Origin of the sequence: Streptomyces alboniger (assembly GCF_008704395.1) — a bacterium.
Lineage (GTDB): Bacteria > Actinomycetota > Actinomycetes > Streptomycetales > Streptomycetaceae > Streptomyces > Streptomyces alboniger.
Genome location: NZ_CP023695.1, coordinates 461517 through 478117, shown reverse-complemented (window position 1 = coordinate 478117; position 16601 = coordinate 461517). Strand labels below are relative to the sequence as shown.

14 protein-coding genes are annotated in these 16601 nt (G+C 72.8%); 5 read left to right on the top strand and 9 right to left on the bottom strand.

The annotated features are described in order from the left end of the window. Nucleotides 1–14: 14 nt before the first annotated feature. A complete protein-coding gene (locus tag CP975_RS02090) occupies nt 15–947 on the top strand; it encodes a M56 family metallopeptidase (protein ID WP_055535812.1) in 933 nt (310 codons plus the stop codon). 20 nt (nt 948–967) lie between these two features. Here the strand turns inward: CP975_RS02090 and CP975_RS02085 are convergent, their stop codons facing one another. The 7 genes from CP975_RS02085 to CP975_RS02055 form a co-directional block, all read right to left on the bottom strand. Continuing rightward, a complete protein-coding gene (locus tag CP975_RS02085; RefSeq protein ID WP_030777064.1) occupies nt 968–1423 on the bottom strand; it encodes a tellurite resistance TerB family protein in 456 nt (151 codons plus the stop codon). A gap of 95 nt (nt 1424–1518) precedes the next feature. Continuing rightward, nucleotides 1519–3348, bottom strand: a complete 1830-nt coding sequence (locus tag CP975_RS02080; protein ID WP_055535814.1) for an ABC transporter ATP-binding protein — start codon at nt 3346–3348, stop codon at nt 1519–1521. Next, on the bottom strand, nt 3345–3797 hold the full coding sequence (locus CP975_RS02075; protein ID WP_055535816.1) for a lasso peptide biosynthesis B2 protein: 453 nt from the start codon (nt 3795–3797) through the stop codon (nt 3345–3347). Before CP975_RS02075 ends, CP975_RS02080 begins: the two co-directional genes overlap by 4 nt. Then, on the bottom strand, nt 3794–4048 hold the full coding sequence (locus CP975_RS02070; RefSeq protein ID WP_055535818.1) for a lasso peptide biosynthesis PqqD family chaperone: 255 nt from the start codon (nt 4046–4048) through the stop codon (nt 3794–3796). The genes CP975_RS02075 and CP975_RS02070 overlap by 4 nt, the downstream gene beginning before the upstream one ends. A 31-nt stretch (nt 4049–4079) precedes the next feature. After that, nucleotides 4080–5918: a lasso peptide isopeptide bond-forming cyclase gene (locus tag CP975_RS02065; protein WP_055535820.1), complete on the bottom strand. Its 1839-nt coding sequence runs from the start codon at nt 5916–5918 to the stop codon at nt 4080–4082. 26 nt (nt 5919–5944) lie between these two features. Then, complete coding sequence (locus tag CP975_RS02060) at nt 5945–6055, bottom strand: keywimysin-related RiPP (protein WP_150476506.1); 111 nt, start codon at nt 6053–6055, stop codon at nt 5945–5947. Nucleotides 6056–6467: 412 nt separating this feature from the next. After that, complete coding sequence (locus CP975_RS02055; protein WP_070321308.1) at nt 6468–7070, bottom strand: TetR/AcrR family transcriptional regulator; 603 nt, start codon at nt 7068–7070, stop codon at nt 6468–6470. 282 nt (nt 7071–7352) lie between these two features. Between CP975_RS02055 and CP975_RS35640 the strand changes: the two genes are divergently transcribed. After that, on the top strand, nt 7353–10463 hold the full coding sequence (locus CP975_RS35640) for an amino acid permease (protein WP_246201372.1): 3111 nt from the start codon (nt 7353–7355) through the stop codon (nt 10461–10463). Here the strand turns inward: CP975_RS35640 and CP975_RS02040 are convergent. After that, on the bottom strand, nt 10438–11115 hold the full coding sequence (locus CP975_RS02040; protein ID WP_055528161.1) for a 4'-phosphopantetheinyl transferase family protein: 678 nt from the start codon (nt 11113–11115) through the stop codon (nt 10438–10440). The genes CP975_RS35640 and CP975_RS02040 overlap by 26 nt on opposite strands. Before the next feature lie 160 nt (nt 11116–11275). Here CP975_RS02040 and CP975_RS02035 point away from each other — a divergent pair, with 160 nt between their 5' ends. From CP975_RS02035 to CP975_RS02025, 3 genes are all read left to right on the top strand, one after another. Then, entirely contained in the window at nt 11276–11902 is a 627-nt protein-coding gene (locus CP975_RS02035) for a YigZ family protein (protein ID WP_055528163.1), read from the top strand. A gap of 94 nt (nt 11903–11996) precedes the next feature. Further along, nucleotides 11997–13160 (top strand): exonuclease SbcCD subunit D, encoded by a 1164-nt coding sequence (locus CP975_RS02030; protein ID WP_055528164.1) that lies wholly within the window; start codon nt 11997–11999, stop codon nt 13158–13160. Continuing rightward, complete coding sequence (locus tag CP975_RS02025) at nt 13157–16201, top strand: AAA family ATPase (protein ID WP_055528165.1); 3045 nt, start codon at nt 13157–13159, stop codon at nt 16199–16201. The genes CP975_RS02030 and CP975_RS02025 overlap by 4 nt, the downstream gene beginning before the upstream one ends. A 232-nt stretch (nt 16202–16433) precedes the next feature. On the opposite strand, the gene CP975_RS35635 is transcribed toward CP975_RS02025, so the two are convergent. Next, nucleotides 16434–16571, bottom strand: a complete 138-nt coding sequence (locus tag CP975_RS35635) for a hypothetical protein (protein WP_246201371.1) — start codon at nt 16569–16571, stop codon at nt 16434–16436. Nucleotides 16572–16601: the final 30 nt, after the last annotated feature.

The window sequence follows — 16601 nt, the reverse complement described above, 5'->3', positions numbered from 1 at the left end:
GGAGCTCCCGCCTGATGGGCGTCTTCGTCTTCCTGCCGCTCGTGCTGCCGCTGACCGCCTGGCCGGTCGCCCGCCTCGCCGAACAGCATCTCCATCCGCGTACCGCCACGCGCGTGCTCACCGCCGTCGCCGGGGTGATGGCCCTGTGCAGCACGCTCTGCCTGGCGCTGCTCATGGTCGTCGGCACCGCTCAACTGCCGGGCAACCCCCTGCCCGACGGCTGGTCCGATCCCGAGGTGCGGGCCGCTGTGCCCTACGACGAGATCGCGGGGAAGGCTGCCATTCCCGCGCTGCTCGCCGTGTGCGCCGCGTGCGCGCGCACCCTGTGGCGGCACGAGCGCGTACGGCGCCGGGGCCACCGCGCCCTCGAGGGCCTGCCCGGCACGTCCGTCGCCGTGCTGCCCGACGACGTGTCGTACGCCTATGCCCTGCCCTCCCGCCGCGGCGGCCGTGTCGTGGTCACCACCGGCATGCTGGCCCGGCTCGCGGCCCCGGAGCGGCGCGCGCTGTTCGCGCACGAGCGGGCCCATCTGGCCGCGCGCCACCACCGGCACCTGCTGGTCACGCGGTTGGCGGCCCGCGCCAATCCGTTCCTGCGGCCGCTGCGCACCTCGGTGGCCTTCACCGCGGAACGGTGGGCCGACGAGGAGGCGGCGCGGGCCGTGCGGGACCGGCGGACCGTCGCCCGCGCGATCGGCAAGGCCGCCCTCGTCTCGCGGGGCGCGCCCGCGCCGGCCCTCGCGGGGTTCGCCGCGCCGGGCCCCGTGCCGCGTCGCGTCGCCGCGCTGCTCGCCCCGCCGCCCGCGGCCCGCACGCGCCCCTCCCTGTTCACCGCGGTGGGACTCGCCCTGTGGTGCGCGGCGTTCGGCACCGTCGTGTCCGCGATGTCCTCGGCGAACTCCGCGGTCACGATGGTCCTCATCCTGCGCGCGGCCACGCCGCTCTGAACGGTTCCGCGAAGTGGCTCCTAGAGGTCGAACTCGTGCGGGGGCAGTTCGAGCGCGAAGCACGCTTCGCGCACCACGGCCTGCTCGTCCTTGTCGAAGTCGCCGTCGGCGCCGCCGATGACGATGCCTATCTGGATGACCGCGCGGGCCTCCGCGGGCTTCTTCTTCGCCTTGGCGACCTCCTGGAGGACGCTCACCTTGCCGAAGGCGAAGTCGGCGGTCAGCTTGTCGACATAGGCGTCGAAGCGGCGGCGCAGGTCGTCCGCCGGGAAGTTCTGCAACACCTCGTTCGAGCCGATGAGCTGGGCCACGCGGTGGCGCTCGGACGGGTCCACGGTGCCGTCGGCGGCCGCGACCAAGGCACACATGGCCATGCTCGCGTCGCGGAAAGCGCCGCTCTTGAGGTCGTTCTTCTTCGCCATCAGCTGGGTCTGCATCGTCGATGCGGATTCCTTGACGCGGTCCCACAGGGCCATGGAGAACTCCATAAACGTATCGATGAATCAGTTTCTACAGCAGTGTAGAAACTACACTGCTGTAGAAACTACACCAGGGCAGTGACAGGCCCGGGCTACGGGTTCACCCTTGGCCGGCGGCCGGGGAGCATCTGCCCCGCCGCCAGTTCGCGGTACAGCGAGCTGCCGGCGAGCAGTTCCTCGTGACCTCCGCGAGCGGTGGCGCGACCGTCGTCAAGGACGACGATCTGGTCGGCGTGCTGCACGGTGGAGAGCCGGTGCGCGATCACCAGCAGGGCGCATTCACGCGCGACGTCCTTCATCACCGTGGTGAGGGCGGTCTCGTTGATCGCGTCGAGGTGGGAGGTCGGCTCGTCGAGCAGGAGCAGTCCGGGGCGGGCGAGCAGGGCGCGGGCCAGGGCGACTCGCTGGCGCTCGCCCCCCGAGAGGGTGTTGCCGCGGTCGCCGAGCAGACCGGCCAGACCGCCCGGCAACCGCCGTACGACATCGTCGAGTTGCGCGAGTTCGATGACGCGCCGCACCTCGGCGTCGCTGGCGTCGGGCGCGGCGTAGGTGATGTTGTCGCGCAGGGTGCCGTGGACGACGTGGGTGTTCTGATCGACCACGGCGATCCGTTCGCGGCATTCCGCGCGGGTCAGTTCGGTGGCGGGCCGCCCGTCGAAAAGGAGCACTCCGGAGTCCGGTTCGTAGAACCTGGCCACCAGAGCGAAGACTGTGCTCTTCCCGGCACCCGACCGGCCGACCAGGGCCGTCTGGCTCCGGTGGGGGACAGGGAAGGTGACGCCGCTCAGCACCGGCCGACCGGGTTCGTAGCCGAAGGTGAGGTCCCGCAGGGCGAGGGCGGGCTCCTCGTGCGAAGGGGCTTGCGGGGGCGCCTCGCACGTACGCGCCCGCACCTGCGGGTGGCCGGGGTGCGTGGGCTCCACGGGCAGGTCCAGGGCTTGTTCGATGCGCTGGTAGGCACCCATGCCACGCTGGATCAGGCCGACCGCGTTGAAGACCGACGACAGGGGCAGGACGAGGTAGGAGGCGTACAGCAGGAAGGCCACGAGGTCGCCGAGGGAGTTGGCGTGGCCGGTGACCCGCAGGCCGCCGATGACCAGGACGAGCAGGAAGGAACCCTGGACGGCCAGCTCGACCGCCGGGCTCATCACGGACGCGAGCTTCGCGGTCCGGACCCCCGCGTCGTGGGCGGAGTCGATCCGTTCGCCGACGCGCCGTGCCTCGCGGTCCTCGGCACGGTGGACGCGGACCATGGGCAGGGCTCCGAGCGCGCGCTCGAGGTCGGCGGCGATCGCGCCGACGGAAGTCTGCATGTGCTCGGAGGCGGCACGGATGCCCTTCAGCAGGGAGGCCACGACGGCGGCGGCGGTGGCCACGGTCAGGGCGACCAGGACGAGCAGCAGCGGGTCGATCCACATCATCAAGGCGATCGCTCCGGCTGCGACGAGGGCTCCCGTGACGAGGTCGACCAGGGCTTGGGAGACCACTTCCCTGAGCAGGGTGGTGTCGGTGGTCACGCGGGAGATCAGGTCGCCGGTGCGATGGCGGTCGTACTCCCGCATCTCCAGCCGCAGCAGTCGTGCGACGAGGCCGTGGCGGAGTTGCCGTACGACTCTTTCGCCCATGCGTTCCAGGACGAAGCGGCCGGTCGCGCCGGTGGCGGCTTCGCTGATGAACAGCACGGCCAGGAGGATCAGCAGGGGCCAGAACGACTGTCCTCGGTCGCCCGCGTCCACGATCTCCTTGGCGACGAGGGGCTGGGCGAGCCCGAGCACGGAGCCGACGAGGGTCAGCGCGGTGGCCACGAGGATGGAGGGCCGGTGTCCTGTGGTGAGCCGGTACATGGTGGCGACCGCCGCCCGGGTCGAGCGGTCCGACTCCTGTGGTGACCGGTCCGGCTCCTGCGTCCGGGAGTCCGTCATGGGCGGGGCTGGCGGGGCGGGCGGTTCGCGGTCCGGGGCTCCACCGTGAGCAGCCGTGCGAAGTAGTCGTCGGGCGCGTCCTCGCCGATGGGCCGGCCCTCCGCCTCGATCCACGCGTGCGCGTTGAAGGGAGGCACCACGCTCGCCCCCGTGCACCACGTGGGCCAACTGCCCGTCAGCCGGCACAACAGGGCGGCGCCCAGCGAGCGGGGCAGGCAGCCTTGCGGGCCGGCGCAGAGGAGGCTGGTCGCGCACATAGCGTCCCGGGCGTTTCTCGCCTGCGCGGCGGTGGCCGGGGCGGCTCCGCGGCGTACGACATCGAGGACGGCGCGGATCCGGCGCGGCGACAGCGAGGAGAGCACGACGGCGGGCAGCAGGACGAGCCGGGCGGCCAGACGCCGGGTGAAGGGAACGTTCGAGGGCCGTTCCAGGGCGCTCGGTGTCGTCATGAGGCCAGCCCCGACTCCCGCAGTTCCCGTACGAGAGCCGTGACGTCCTGCTCCGCGCGGGGCCGGTCGATGTCGAACTCCGTGACGAGCGCGTCGACGGCCGCCGCCTCCTCGCCGCCGTCGAGGAGGGTCTTCACGACGAGGGTCCCGGTGGGATTGAGTTCCCAGTAGTTTCCGCTGCGCTGGTCCAGCAGAACCGTGCCGTAGTCGGTCTCCGTGGTGGAGACATCGGGGCCGAACCGCAGTGCCATGGTGGGTGACTGCCTTTCTTCGGTGGCGGGCCTATCGGGTAGGGGCGGGGGAGAGGCCGCGAAGCCATACCTCGGCGGCGATGGTCGAGTAGAGGATGCCGTCGCGCAGCCCGGGCGCGGAGGGCCGCTGCGCGAGGCGGCGCAGCGCCTCACCGTCGACCAGGCCGAGCTGTTCCAGCCTGGAGTCCTCCCACAGGGCCAGCAGGTCGGCGCGGTGCCTGCGCAGTCCGTCGGCGGCGTCCATGGCGGCCGCGGCCTTGGTGGTGCGCCGCAGACACGCCTCGGGCACGATGCCGTGCATCGCGGCGGTGAGCACGGGCTTGTACGCCCAGGGCGTGACGCGTTCCTCGGGCCGGATCGCGAGGCACGCCTCGATGACGCGGTCGTCGAGGAACGGCGAGGCCATCGGGACACCGACGCGGGCCGCCATGCGGTCCCACTGGCGGATGATGCGCGTGCACGAGCGGATCTGTTCCAGATCGGCGTGCATGCCACGGTCGGGGTGCAGGGGCACGACCGTCGAAGCGGCCTCCCGCAGCGCCCGCTCGACCATGCGTGTGGCGTCGGGCGTGACCCACTCGAAGAGACGTGGGGGCATGCCCCAGCCGAGACTGGTGGTGGCCGATGCCGGGAGCGGGTCGCGCAGGTGTCCGACGGCGTCGGCGAGACACCTGCCGTATGGCCGGGAATCGGCCAGGGCACGGGCCGTCGTACCGAGCGGCCACTGCCACAGGGCCCGGAAGCCACGCAGTTGCCGCAGCGCGAACAGCGGGCGGGTGCGCGACAGTCGGTGGTAGTACGCCTCCGAGCACCAGGCCACGTGATCGCCGCCGATGCCCGTCATGTGCACTCGGCTGCCCCGCCGGGCCATGTCCGGCAGATGGCTCAGCACCCTTGAGCGGTCCATGACGCCGATGGTCGGTTCGTCCAGCAGGTCGTCGATGTTCAGCAGATCGTCGTAGACCAGCGGTGAGGCGTGAGCGTCCCACACCACGTGCTCGACGTCCGGCAGGTGTTTCACCGCCTGCTCGGCCCAGTGCAGGTCGGTGTCGGCCGGGTCGCGTCCCGGCCAGGTGCTGGCCACCACCTTGGCGGGGGACCGGTCCGCGAGGAAGCAGATGGAGGTGGAGTCCAGGCCGCCGGACAGGTCGCAGCTGACCACGCCGCCTTGGCGCGTGCGGGCGTCGATGGCTGTGGCGAGGGCCTCGCGGACCAGCGGCGCCCCGTCGGCGAGGGTGCGGACCGGCTCCGGCGGGGTCCACCACCGTGAGTGGTGCACGGTCCGCCCGTCCGCGCCGACGATCAGCGCGTCCTGTGGTGGCACCGCGGTGACGCCGTACCAGAGGGAGGTCTCGAAAAGGGGATAGGGGGCCGGCCACAACAGCCGGATCGCGAGCTGTTCTTCGTCGGGGTCGTGGCCCAGGGCGGCGGCGAGGACATCGGCGCGGGTGGCGGCCACGGGCACACCGTCCACGATGGCGTGGAAGACCAGCCGGAGCCCGGACGCGGTGCCCTGCATCCTGAGTCGCTGGTCCAGGGCGGCGACGAGGTGGAAGCTGCCGGGCAGGGAGCGGGCCCACACGTCCAGCTCCGCCAGATCGCGCAACCGCCCTGCCCGGGCCTCCAGTTCGGCGGCGGTGACGGGGCAGCAGCCGATGACGGCCAGGGCGGTGCGGCCGACGCGCGCCGTGACGATCTCTTCGTCGGCCCACTGGCCGACCAGCCACGGCCGGCCCGAGGAATGGTTGAGGACACGTGTTCCTGGGTGGGCGAAGGAGCGGGCCACGGCGGCCGCGTCCGCACGGTCGTTGAAGACCGTGAAGTGCGCGTCGCCGGGGCCCGTCCCCGCACTCTCGTGCAGTTCAGTCATGACGTTCGGTCAGAAACCTCCGGTCGTCAGTTCTTGCTGAAAATGAGTCGGTCGTTTCCGTTCCGCGCCAGCAGCCCGGTCTTCTTCCGGAACGTCCCGAGTCGGATGAGCGCCGGCGCTTCGTAGGCCTTCTTCATGACTTCTCCTCAGGTAGAGGATGGACGGCCACTTCCCTGGTCGACGGCGCACGAGGGCTCCGCCGAACCGGTCCGGGGCTCATCGGGAACCCCGGGTGAGGACGTGGTCGCAGCAACCAGATAGGTGCACAACCGGAAGGCATGGCAAGACCACAAAAGAAAGTATGACAATAGGGAAAACGTATATGCGGTGGTGTATGCGCATGGCTACTTGTGGGTTTGGCCGAAAGCTTTTCAAATCGACGGCTCGCGTGCGAACAAAGTCAAGAAACGTTTCGACCTGGGCGTCAACCGTCGTCCGGCGAGGGGTGTGGCGCAGGGCGGCTCGACTCATGGCAGAGGGGGAGCCGACGGGGCGCACTCGACGGCGCCCCGCGCTCCATCTTTTTTCGCCACCGGTCTGTCTGCTTCGTCACCCGGGCTGCCGGCCCGCCGCATCGGAGGTGCGAACTTCCGCGAGCTGCGCCACGAGCCCGCGCACCAACGCCTGGAGGCCGGAGGCGAACGCCTGCTCCGCGCGCGCCGCCTTGTCGTGCTCGGGCGCGGCGTGCAGCGCGGCGGCGAGGGCCGGCACCCGCGGCGCGCGGCCCGAGGGGTCGATCATCGGCGGGGGCGCGACGAGGTCGAGCGCGGAGCCGAGCACGAAGGACTCCACGCTCGTCAGGACCGTCACCAGGCGCCCGGGCGGCCAGCCGCCGCGGGCCAGCGCCTCCACCACCGACTCGTACATCGCGAGCATCGCCGGGGAACCGATCGTCGTCGTGACGAGGAGATCGATGGCGTGCGGGTGGCGCGCGAACGCGTCGCGGTACGAACGCGCCCACGCGGCCAGAGCGTCGGGCCAGGGCAGCACGGCGAACACGGAGACGTCGATCTCCTCGACGACCAGGCGTCGCACGCTCTCGATGACGGCGGCGCGGCCGTCCAAGTGGTTGTACAGCGAGGCGGCCTTCACACCGAGCCGGCCGGCGAGCCGCGGCAGGCTGAACGCGTCTGCGCCCTCGGTGTCGATCATGGCAAGCGCCTCACGCGCGATCAGGCCGGCGCTCAGCACCGGTCTGCTCGGGCGGCCCCTGCCCGCCCCTTCGCGGCCTCTTCCCATGCCCTCCGCCCATGCCCTCTACTCCCGTGCCCTCTTCCCAGGCACTTCCTGCGCAGAGTACGGTCCTGCCAGCTCGGACTAAAGGGTTTAGTTTTCTCGGCGATTCCACCCCCGTCGGCGTTTTCGACCTCCGGGAGCACGCGCGTGACCGCACCCCCTTCCCCTGTACCGCCACCCGCCGCCACCCCCCAAGGATTGAGCGACGGGGCGGTCGGCACCGGCGATCTGGTCTTCTTCGTCGTGGCGGCCGCGGCCCCGCTGACGGTCATGGCGGGCGTGGCCCCGCTGGCCATCGGTATGGCGGGACCCGCGGCGCCGCTCGGCTATCTCCTCTCGGGGCTGCTGCTGATCGTCTTCGCCGCCGGGTTCACGGCCATGAGCCGGTACGTGCGCAACGCCGGCGCTTTCTACGCGTACATCGGCAGGGGGCTCGGCCGCCCGGCGGGAGCCGGATCCGCGTACGTCGCGCTCTTCTCGTACAACGCGATCGAGGTGGGCCTGCTCGCCGCCTTCGGATGGTTCACGGAATCGGGCTTCGAGGACCTCACCGGGGTCCATGTGCCCTGGTGGATCTGGGCGTTGGCCGGGCTGGGCGCCATCGGCGTGCTCGGCTATCTCAAGGTCACCCTCAGTGCCAAGGTCCTCGGCGCCGCCCTGGTCCTCGAAGTGCTGGTGCTGCTCGTCTTCGAAGCGGGCGTTCTCGCGCACGGCGGCGGTCCGCGCGGCCTCGACCTCGGGGCGCTGTCGCCCGCCCATCTCGGCGAGTCCGGGGCCGGCGGCATGTTCGTCCTCGCCATCGGCGCCTTCGTCGGCTTCGAGGCGACCGCGATCTACGCCGAGGAGGCGCGGCGACCGGAGCGGACCGTGCCGCGCGCCACCTACATCGCCGTGGCGTTCCTCGCGCTCTTCTACACCTTCAGCGTCTGGATGATCATCAACGCGTACGGCAGCGATCGCGCCCAGGCGGTCGCGGACGGCAAGGGCGGCGCCGACATGGTGTTCACCGCCACCGAACGCTTCAGCGGAGCCTGGGCCGCCGACTCCATGCACGTGCTGATCATCACCAGCGCCTTCGCCGCCACGCTCGCCTTCCACAACGGAGCCGCCCGCTACTTCTACGCACTCGGCAGGGAGGGTCTCCTCCCGGACCGCCTCGGCACCGTCTCCGCGAGGACACGGGCCCCGGCCACAGCGGTCGTCACGCAGTCGGCCCTGGCGCTTACCGCGATCGTCGTGACTATGATCAGCGGGGCCGATCCGTACGCCGTTCCTGTGGAGCAGCGGCTCCGGCATCCTCGGCGTGATGCTCATGCAGGCCCTCGCCGCCCTCTCCGTGTACGGGTTCTTCCGCCGCGACCGGCGCGCCCTGCCGGCTTGGCGGGTGGTCGTCGCCCCGCTGCTCGCCTGCGCGGGCCTCGCCGTCATGATCGTCCTCGTCTGCGCCCACCTCGACCTGCTCACCGGCGCCTCCGCAGGCGTGAACGCGGCCTTGGTCCTCCCGCTGCCGGTGCTGTTCGTCATCGGCGCCGTGCTCGCCCTCCGTATCAAGGCGCGCGATCCGGTCGCGTACGAGCGGCTGACGACGGTGGACGGCGAGCACGTCTGAACCCCCGGCCCACCCCGGCCCACCCCGGTCCACCCGACCCAAGCGAACGCGAGCAAGGAGAAGACGTGACGACGCTGGTCTTCCTCGGCCCCACCCGCACCGGGAGCCACCCCGACCACGACGCCACGGCGCTCGCCGTGCGCGACGGCAGGGTCCTCGCGCTCGGCGACGAGGCCCGCGCGCTCGCCGCCACCGCAGACGAGGTCGTCGACGTCGGGGACGGGCTGCTGATGGCCGCCTTCGGGGACGGGCACGCCCACCCGCTCCTCGGCGGTCTGGAGAGCTTCGGACCACAGATCAAGGAACTCGCCTCCGTCGAAGCGGTCGTCTCCGAAGTCGGGCGATGGGCCGAGGAGCACCCGGAGGTCGAGTGGATCGTCGGCGCCTCCTACGACCCCGCGCTCGCGCCCGACGGGGAGTTCGACGCCCGCTGGCTGGACGCGGCGGTACCCGACCGGCCCGTCGTGCTGCGCGCCCACGACTACCACACCGTCTGGTGCAACACCGAGGCGCTGCGCAGGGCCGGGGTGAGCGAGAGGAGCCCGGAGCCGCGCCTCGGCCGGATCGTGCGCCGACCCGACGGCGCCCCTCTGGGGACGCTGCGCGAATGGCACGCCTGCGACCTCGTGCTCGACCAGGTCCCCTCGCGCGCGACGGACGACCTCGTCGAGGCGGTGCGCCGCGCCGGGCACGCGTACGCGCGCGCGGGCATCACCTGGGTCCAGGACGCCTGGGTCGAACCGGAGATGGCGGACGCCTATCTCGCCGCCGCCCGGCGTGACGCCCTGGCCTTCCGCGTCGACCTCGCCCAGCGCGCGGACCCCGACCGCTGGCGCGCGCAGCTCAAGCCGTTCGCCGAGACACGCGCGCGGGTGGCCGCGGAGGGCGGCGAGCTGCTGACCGCGCGGACGGTGAAGTTCTTCAGCGACGGCGTCATCGAGGGCGGCACCGCCGCCATGCTCGCCCCCTACCTGGACGCGCCCCACAGCTGCGGCATGCCCGTGTGGGAGCCCCGAGCGCTCGCCGACGCGGTGCGGGCCTTCGACGCCGTGGGCTTCCGGACGCACATCCACGCGATCGGCGACGCGGGCGTACGCGCCTCGCTCGACGCGATCGAGTCCGCGATCGACGCCAACCCCGCATGGGACCGGCGCCCGGTGATCACCCACGTACAGGTGGTCGACCCCGCCGACCTGCCCCGGTTCGCACCCCTCGGCGTCGTCGCCAACTTCGAACCCCTCTGGGCGCAGCCCGACCCGCTCCAGACTGAGCTGTCCCTCCCGCGGATCGGCGCGCACCGGGCGGCCCTCCAGTACCCCATGGGCGAGCTGGCGCGGGACGGCGTCCGCCTGTCCTTCGGCAGCGACTGGCCCGTCAGCTCACACGTACCGCTGGAAGGGATCCAAGTGGCCGTCACCAGGCGCACGTTCACGGGGGAGCCGGAAGAGGGCTGGATCCCCCACCAGCGGCTCACCGTCGAGCAGGCACTTACGGCGGCCACCACCGGGGTCGCCCACCAGGCGGGTGCGGACGACCGGCTGCACCTTTCGCCGGGCGCCCCCGCCGACCTGGTCCTGCTCTCCGCCGACCCGCGCACCGTCGACCCCATGGCGATCCGCCACGCGCGCGTGCTGGGCACCTGGCTGGGAGGCCGCCCCACGTACCGGGCGGCGGCTACGCGTGGGCCGCGGGCGCGGTGACCGGCAGGACGATGGCCGTGGCGGCTACCCCCGCGCGCACGATCCACCGACCCGAGAACACCTTCAGTTCGACGCCCTGCACCACGGGCCCCTCTACGAGCAGCCGCGCGGTGAACGTCCCGTCCGGGTCGAGCTCCACCCGGGCCTCCTCGAAGCCGAGCCAGCGTCCGGTGAGCGGGAACCACGTCTTGTAGACGGACTCCTTGGCGCTGAACAGCAGGCGGTCCCAGGGCGTGTCCGGGTACCGGGCGCCGAGTGCGGCGAGCGCCGCCCGTTCCGTCTCGTCGGCGATCATCTTCAGGACGTCCGGGTCGCGCAGCGGCGCGGCGGGCTCCGCGTCGATGCCGAGCGAGGTCACCTCACCGGCACGCGCCACGACCGCCGCGCGGTACCCGTCGCAGTGCGTCATGCTCCCGACGACGCCGGCCGGCCAGCGGGGCGCGCCCCGCTGGCCCGGCAGGATCGGGGCGGGCGGTACGCCGATGCGGCCCAGCGCGGCGCGGGCGCAGTGCCGCACGGTGGTGAACTCGTCGCGCCGCTTGGCCACCGCGTTCGCCACCACCGCCTCCTCCGCCGGGAAGAGCACGGCGTCGGCCGGGTCGTGATGGGTCTCGACGACGGTGACCGGCGCGGCGGCCAGCAGGGAGGCCAAGGGGCCGGAGGCTTCCGGCACTTCGGGCACGGGTATCGAGGGTGACGTCACGAGGGATCACCGTACCCGGCGCACGGCACGCGCGCGTGGACAGTGACCTGCGCCACCCGGCGCCGCTCCCGGCTGCGGACGGCCCCCACGCAGCGCCTACGCTGGTCAGATGCAGGACGAATACCGCACAGTGGCCCGCGAGGGCGTGCACGAGACCGAGGTCAACCGCTCGCGCTTCCTGTGCGCCCTGGCACCCGCGGCCACCGAGCGGGAGGCCCAGGACTTCGTCGCGCGCATCCGCAAGGAGCACCCGACGGCCAGCCACAACTGCTTCGCGTACGTCATCGGGGCCGACGCGGCGATCCAGAAGGCCGGTGACGACGGCGAGCCCGGCGGCACCGCGGGCGTCCCGATGCTCCAGATGCTCACCCGCCGCGACATGCGGTACGTCGCCGCGGTCGTGACCCGCTACTACGGAGGCGTCAAGCTCGGCGCGGGCGGACTCATCCGTGCGTACGGAGGCGCGGTCGGCGAGGCACTCGACGCTCTCGGCACCGTCACCCGCCGCCGCTTCCGCGTCGCCACCGTCACCGTCGACCACCAGCGCGCGGGCAAGGTCCAGAACGATCTTCGGGCGGCCGGCCGTGCGGTGCGTGACGTTCGTTACGGCGACGCGGTCACCATTGAGATCGGCCTCCCGGACGCCGACGTGGACGCCTTCCGGGGCTGGCTGGCCGACGCCACCGCAGGCAGCGCGGTGTTGGAGCTCGGGGGAGAGGCGTACGGCGACGCCTGACGCGCGGCCCCCTCGCGCGGCCGGGGCCCAGGGCGGCGGCGGTTACGGAAGTAGCCGCCCGTGATGTCCGACCCGCCCGTTAGTCTCGGGGATCATGAGGCTGCTGCACACGTCCGACTGGCATCTGGGCCGCTCGTTCCACCGCGTGAACATGCTGGACGCCCAGGCCGCGTTCATCGCTCACCTGGTGGCGACCGCGCGCGAGCGCGAGGTCGACGCCGTCCTGGTGGCCGGGGACGTGTACGACAGGGCGGTGCCGCCGCTCGCCGCGGTCGAGCTCTTCGACGACGCGCTGCACCGGCTCGCGGACCTCGGCGTGCCGACGGTGATGATCTCCGGGAACCACGACTCGGCGCGCCGCCTCGGCGTCGGCGCGGGCCTCATCGGCCGCGCGGGCATCCACCTGCGCACCGACCCCGCCGCCTGCGCGGAGCCCGTCATCCTCGCCGACGACCACGGGGACGTGGCGTTCTACGGCCTGCCCTACCTCGAACCCGCTCTGGTCAAGGAGGAGTTCGCGGTGGCCAAGGCGGGCCACGAGGCGGTCATCGGGGCCGCCATGGACCGGGTGCGTGCCGACCTCGCCACCCGCGCGCGCGGCACCCGTTCCGTCGTCCTCGCCCACGCCTTCGTCAGCGGCGGACAGATCAGTGACAGCGAGCGGGACATCACCGTCGGCGGGGTCGCCGCGGTCCCCGCCGCGGTCTTCGAGGGCGTCGACTACGCCGCGCTCGGTCACCTGCACGGCAGCCAGACGCTCGCCGCGCGCGTGCGCTACTCCGGCTCCCCGCTGCCGTACTCCTTCTCCGAAGCCGACCACCGCAAGAGCATGTGGCTCGTCGACCTCGGTCCGGAGGGCCAGATCGAGGCCGACCGCGTCGACTGCCCGGTACCGCGCGCGCTCGCCCGCATCCGCGGCACCCTCGACGAACTCCTCGACGACCCCGGCCTCGCCCGCCACGAGGAGGCGTGGGTCGAGGCCACCCTCACCGACGCGGTCCGCCCCGACGACCCCATGGCCCGCCTCTGCGAGCGCTTCCCGCACACGCTCAGCCTCGTCTTCGACCCGGTCCGGGCACCGGAGGACCCGGACGTCTCGTACGCCCAGCGCCTCCAGGGCCGCAGCGACCAGCAGGTCGCCGAGGACTTCGTGACCCATGTGCGCGGTGCCGGACCCGACGCGCACGAGCAGGCGGTGCTGCGCTCCGCCCTCGACGCCGTCCGCGTCGACGACACCCTGCACGAGGTCGCCCGATGAGACTCCACCGGCTCCGGATCACCGCCTTCGGGCCCTTCGGCACCACCCAGGACATCGACTTCGACGACCTCTCCGCCGCCGGGATCTTCCTGCTGCACGGCCCGACCGGCGCGGGCAAGACCTCCGTCCTTGACGCCGTCTGCTACGCCCTGTACGGATCGGTGCCCGGCGCACGCCAGGGCAGCGGGCAGGGCATGACGCTCCGCAGCGACCACGCACCGCAGGGCACGCGCACCGAGGTGAGCCTCGAACTGACCGTCGCCGGGCGCCGTTTGGAGATCACCCGCCAGCCGCCCTGGGCACGCCCCAAGAAGCGCGGCACGGGCACGACCACGGAGAAGGCGCAGAGCTGGCTCCGCGAGAGCACTCCGGAAGGCGGCTGGAAGGACCTGAGCCGCTCCCACCAGGAGATCGGCGAGGAAATCAGCCAACTGCTCGGCATGAGCAAGGAGCAGTTCTGCCAGGTCGTACTGCTGCCCCAGGGCGACTTCGCGCGCTTCCTGCGCGCGGACGCGGAGGCGCGCGGCAAGCTGCTCGGGCGCCTCTTCGACACCCGTAGGTTCGCCGCCGTCGAACAGCGCCTCGCCGAGCAGCGGCGCACCACAGAGGCCGAGGTCAAGGACGGCGACGCGGCGCTCCTCGCCGACGCCCACCGCATGCAGCAGGCCGCGGCGGACGACGGCCGGGACGCCGAACTGCCTCTTCCCGATCTCGCGCCCGGCGACCCGGGCCTCGCCACCGAGGTCCTCACCTGGGCCGCCGTCGCCCGCGAGGGAGCCCGCGAACGCCTCGACATCGCGCACTGCGCGCTCACCGCGGCCGAGTCAGCGCAGGCCGCCGCGGAGCGCCGACTCGGTGACGTACGCGAACTCGACCGGCTCCAGAGCCGGTTCGCCGAGGCACAGGAGCGCGCCGCGCGGCTCCACGCGCGCGAGGAGGAGCGGCGGGAGTGCGAGCAGCGCCTGGAGCGGGCGCGCAAGGCCGAGAAGGTCGCCCCCGCACTCGGGCTGCGTGACGCCGCCGAGTCGGAGCACCGCAGGGCCGCGCAGGAGGAGGCACGCGCGCGTGGCAGCCTCCCCGAGACCTTCGAGTCCGCGGGGGCGTCCGGTCTCGCCGCCGCCGCGCGCAAGGCCGCCGAGGAGCTGGGCGGCCTGGGATCGGCCCGGCGCGCCGAGCAGCGGCTCGCCGATATCACCGCCGAGCGCGCCGCCCTGGGCCGGCAGGAGCGCGCCGACGACGAGATCTCGCGAGACGCGGCGGGCTGGCTGGAGAGCTGGGACACCACGCGGGCCGCCCTCCAGGAGCGCATCGAATCCGCCCAGGAGGCCGCGACCCACGCCGAGCGGCTCGCGGGGCGCCTCGAACCGGCCCGGACCCGGCTGGACGCGGCCCGCCGCCGCGACAGGCTCGTCCAGGACGCGGCGGCGGTACAGGACCGGGCCCTGACCGCCCGCGAGCGCGCCACCAGTACGCACGAACACTGGCTCGCCCTCAAGGAACAGCGCCTCACCGGCATCGCGGCCGAACTCGCCGCGCACCTGACGGACGGCGAACCGTGCGCGGTGTGCGGGGCGACGGAACACCCCGACCCCACCCGCAAGACCGCCGGGCACGTGGACCGCGGCGCGGAGGAGGAAGCGCTCGCCGCCCACCGCGCGGCCCTGGAGTCCCGCACGGCCGCCGAGCGCGAACTGAGCGACGTACAGGCCTCGCTGGCGGCGGCGACAGCGGCCGCACGAGGCAGTGGCACGGGGGCGGACCAGCCCGGGGGCACCGACCCGACCGTCGATGAACTCTCCGCGGCGGTAGAGGAGTTGCGCCGGTCCCACGCCGAAGCACGCGACCGTGCCTCCGGGCTGCACGCCGCCCGCGAGGCCCTCGCGCGGGCCGAGCGGGAGTACGACCGCAGGGTCGCCGAGCAGCAGGAGGCCGAACGCCGCGCGGCATCGAGGGCCACCCTGCGCGAGGCCCTCGGGCGCGAACAGGAGTCCCTGGAGGCGGAGTTGGCCCACGCGCGTGGGACCGCCGGCAGCGTCGCGGCCCGCGCCGCCCAGCTGGAGCGGCAGACGGCCCTGCTCACCGAGGCCGCGGACGCCGCCCGCGCCGCGGACGAGACGGCCGAACGCCTCAAGGCGGCGGACGCGCGACTCGCCGACGCGGCTTTCCGCGCCGGGTTCGACACGCCGGTGGCCGCAGCCGAGGCCCTGCTCGACGACGCCAGGCACCGCGAACTCCAGCACCGCATCGACGCCTGGCGGAACGAGGAGGCCGCGGTGCGCGCCGTCCTCGCCGAACCGGACACGGCCGCCGCCGCGCAGCGGCCACCCGCCGACCTGCCGGCGGCGCGGGCGGAGGCCGAGACCGCGGGGCGGCGCCTTCGGGCCGCCGCGTCCGCGCGCGACGCCGCGGCCCGGCGGTGCGCCGAACTCGACCGGCTCTCCGCCCGCACCATCGAGGGGACGCGCAGACTGGCCCCGCTGCGCGCCGCGTACGACCGGGTGGCTCGGATGGCCGGCCTCGCCGCGGGCACCTCGGCGGACAACGAACGCAGGATGCGCCTGGAGTCGTACGTACTGGCCGCCCGCCTCGAACAGGTGGCGGCCGCCGCGACGGTCCGGCTGCGACGGATGTCGTCCGGGCGGTACACCCTCGTGCACTCCGACGACCGTACGGGACGCGGCCGTTCCGGCCTTGGCCTGCACGTGGTCGACGCGTGGACCGGCCGCGAGCGGGACACGGCGACCCTCTCGGGCGGCGAGACGTTCTTCGCCTCGCTCGCCCTGGCGCTCGGCCTCGCGGACGTGGTCACAGACGAGGCGGGCGGCGTACGCCTCGACACGCTCTTCATCGACGAGGGCTTCGGCAGCCTGGACGACCAGACCCTGGACGAGGTCCTGGACGTCCTGGACTCCCTGCGCGAGCGGGACCGCAGCGTCGGTATCGTCAGCCACGTCGCTGACCTGCGACGACGGGTGCACGCGCAGCTGGAGGTGGTGAAGGGGCGCGCCGGATCATCCGTACGGCAGCGAGGTGGGATCTGAGGGCCAAGAACTGAGTACGACTACTCATGCGCGATGTGTGAGCGCCGCCTACCTTCGCGATACGCCTGCGAAGTCGCACACTTCCGGCAGTAGGGGGCCGGCCTGCTGCCTGCTTTTCGCTGTCCTGGTCCTGCCGGTCGTCTGGCTGGTCGCCGCCCCCGTCCTGCCGGAGCGGGTCTCTTGGTTCCCGTTCTGGTTGGGTGCGGTGATCTGGAATGGCGCGGAGGGCCCCTTACTTGTCAGCCCGGTAGAGCTTGATGTTCTTGTTCACGAACAGGTGCACGTAGCCGCACGTCCAGCAGATCAGGCCGGTGGCGCTCTCGTCGGCCCACGCGAGCTTCATGAACTCCATACCGGTGCTGTTGAGCAAGACACTCCGTTCCCGGAACATGTCTCCCTT